The following is a 2718-nucleotide window of genomic DNA, read 5'->3' on the forward strand; positions in this document are numbered from 1 at the left end:
CTGGGATTGCTGGTGCTGGTGCTGGTGCTGGTGCTGGTGCTGGTGCTGGTGCTGGTGCTGGTGCTGGTGCTGGTGCTGGTGCTGGTGGCTCGTGCTCTAGGCTGCGGGTTGGCGGCTCGTGCTAGCGGCTGGCGCTGGTTGCCGGCTGCCAATTCCTGCCTGTGTCCGGCTTTCGGCGTGACGGTGCCTGAGAAACGCGCCACTCGATTCGGCCGGTTCAACCGATTCATTGCCGACTCCGCCAGCCTATGGAACCCGCCACGCAGGTCGTCACCGGAGATCGCTCATGTGTGGTCGAATCAGCCAGTATCGCGACGCGCATCTTTACGCGGGACATCTCGGCCTCGCCGATCCGCTGCTGCTGTTCGACGCCGCCGACCGCCGCCCCGGCTACAACCTTGCCCCCGGCACGCATCCGCTCGCGATCTATCCGGATCAAACGCTGCGCGCCATTCACTGGGGATACTGCCCGGATTGGGCGCGCGCGCAGCATCTGCCGCAGACGATCAACGCGCGCGCCGACGCCGCGCCGACCGCGCGCTATTTCGAGGAATTGTGGAAAACCGGCCGCGTGCTAGTGCCGGCGGATGGCTGGTTCGAGTGGCGTGTCGAAACTTCGCCCGCGACCCCTCACGCGCATGGCGGTCCGGCGCCAGCCGAAGCGCCGCGGCGCCAGCCCTACTTCGTGCATCTGAAAAAAGACGAGCCGATGTATCTGGCCGCGTTGTCGAACGTGCGCGGCAGCGAGCCGCAAACGGAAGGGATGGGACTGGTGATCGTGACGGCCAGCGCCGACTCGGGGCTGATCGACGTTCACGACCGACGTCCGCTGGCATTTTCGCCGGATGCGGCGCGCCGCTGGCTGGATCCGGCGTTGCCGGCCGACGAACTCGAACGGCTCGCGCGCGGCGCCTGCTTGCCCGCCGGCCGTTTTCGCTGGCACCGCGTGAGTCACGAAGTGGACCGCACGCTCAACGACGAACCCGCGTTGATCGAAGCCCTGCACTGAAAGCGTGGACGCGCCTCTAGCCGTTCAGGAAGGAAAAGCCTTTTCACCGCGGCCCCGCGTCCGCCGGCGACACGCCGTGGCGGCGAGGAGCTTCACCGGTCGTGCCGTCGAGCCTGCAGGTCCGGGCGCTCAACCTTGATCGGCACCAGCTGCGGGTGCTGTTCGCGGAGGCGGCGCAGCAGATCGCGCGATGCGGCGATCCCGATCAGTCCAAGCATGACGGCCACGCCGATCATCAGATGCGTATCCATGAATCCCTCGTCCTTCAGTTGTTGCGATGTGCCGAACGGCAAAGAACCGGCGCGTCCGACCGAAGCGGCAGCGCATGAGCCACACGGTAGCAAATCGTCCGCGGGCGAGAAGTAAGAAAATGTTGCGGCGCGGCAGTTATGTAACGTCCGGTCACACGGCGGCGTCCTGCCGCGTCAACCCTTGCGGCACGCCCGCCGGGCGCGGCTTCAGGACCGCGCGAATTGCCTCAGTTCATCCTGGTCCGCAGCCAGCGTGGCCGGCAGCTCGTCGCGCAAAAATTCGACCCAGGTGCGGATTTTCGCGTCCAGGTACTGGCGCGACGGGTACAACGCGTACAGATTCATTTCCTGCGATGTGTACGCGGGCAGCAGCCACACGAGCTTGCCGCTCCGCAAACCGCTGATCGCCGAGTAGATCGGAATCAGCCCGACGCCCATCCCCTGCGATACCGCGACCACCATCGCTTCGGCGACGTTCACCTGAAACGTGGTCGCGCCGAGCGTGACCGTTTCTTCGCCTTGCGGGCCGCCAAAGGTCCATTTGTCGGGCGGAAACACCGGCGTGACCATTTGCAGGCAGGTATGGCGCGCGAGATCGGCGGGCGTCTGCGGCACGCCGTGCCGCTCCAGATAAGCCGGCGACGCGCACGCGATGCTGAACGCGCTGCCCAGGCGCTGCGACACGAGCCCCGAATCCGGCAGACCGGTGGCGAGCGTCAGCGATACGTCGAAACCCTCGTCGAGCAGATCGGGCATGCGCTGCGCGAGCGTCAGTTCGATATGCACGTCCGGATAGCGCTCCTGATAGCGTCCGACCGCCGGCACGACATAGTGCTGGCCGAAGCTCGTCATCGCGTGCACCTTGAGTTTGCCCGACGGGCGCGCGTGCGCGTCGCTCGCCTCGGCTTCCGCCTGATCGACGTAAGCGAGGATCTGCTCGCAGCGTTGCAGATAGCGCTCGCCCGCTTCGGTCAGTGCGATGCGGCGCGTGGTCCGGTTCAGCAGGCGTGTGCGCAGATGCGCCTCCAGATCCGAAACCGCGCGCGACGCATAAGCCGTGGTCGTATTCAGATGTTGCGCGGCACCCGTGAAGCTGCCCGCTTCGACGACGCGAACAAATACGCGCATGTTTTGAAGCGTATCCATACCCATTCCCTGTTGTTCGGCAGCGATTGTTACACAATCAGCAAAGGCAATTGTCTCACATAACGTAAAAATGCCTTGCATCCTTACCGGTTATTCCCCAATCCATCAAAAAATATAATGACGCACCAGCTTCTATAGTCAAACTTGGAGGAAATCGTGCAGTCTCCGGTATCGAAAAGGATCTCCGCGGCCGCGGTTCTTACGATCCTATTAACAATCGCCGGCTGCGCAGGTACCGGAGGCATCGTCCCGCAGGACCACACGATCGAGCCGTCCTCGCTCGACGCGGGCAACGCGATCCGCGCGGCCAAC

The 2718-nt window shown here is 64.5% G+C and carries 4 protein-coding genes and 1 pseudogene; 2 read left to right on the forward strand and 3 right to left on the reverse strand.

The genetic code is table 11. From position 1 onward, the window contains the following. Positions 1 to 230 (reverse strand): hypothetical protein (locus PQR02_RS40070; RefSeq protein WP_408243332.1); only part of this gene is annotated, 230 nt, incomplete at its 3' end. Positions 231 to 286: 56 nt separating this feature from the next. On the opposite strand from PQR02_RS40070, the gene PQR02_RS40075 reads away from it, so the two are divergent. After that, a complete protein-coding gene (locus PQR02_RS40075; protein WP_408243333.1) occupies positions 287 to 1009 on the forward strand; it encodes an SOS response-associated peptidase in 723 nt (240 codons plus the stop codon). 92 nt (positions 1010 to 1101) lie between these two features. Here PQR02_RS40075 and PQR02_RS40080 read toward each other — a convergent pair whose 3' ends face one another. Continuing rightward, positions 1102 to 1260, reverse strand: a complete 159-nt coding sequence (locus PQR02_RS40080) for a hypothetical protein (RefSeq protein ID WP_408243334.1) — start codon at positions 1258 to 1260, stop codon at positions 1102 to 1104. Between the two features lie 207 nt (positions 1261 to 1467). Next, positions 1468 to 2406 (reverse strand): LysR family transcriptional regulator, encoded by a 939-nt coding sequence (locus PQR02_RS40085; RefSeq protein WP_408243335.1) that lies wholly within the window; start codon positions 2404 to 2406, stop codon positions 1468 to 1470. A 156-nt stretch (positions 2407 to 2562) separates the two neighbouring features. Between PQR02_RS40085 and PQR02_RS40090 the strand changes: the two are divergent. Next, a pseudogene (locus tag PQR02_RS40090) lies at positions 2563 to 2718 on the forward strand (RND transporter); the annotation flags it as partial.

Source organism: Paraburkholderia sediminicola, assembly GCF_046026895.1.
In the GTDB taxonomy this organism is placed as follows: Bacteria; Pseudomonadota; Gammaproteobacteria; order Burkholderiales; family Burkholderiaceae; genus Paraburkholderia; species Paraburkholderia sediminicola_C.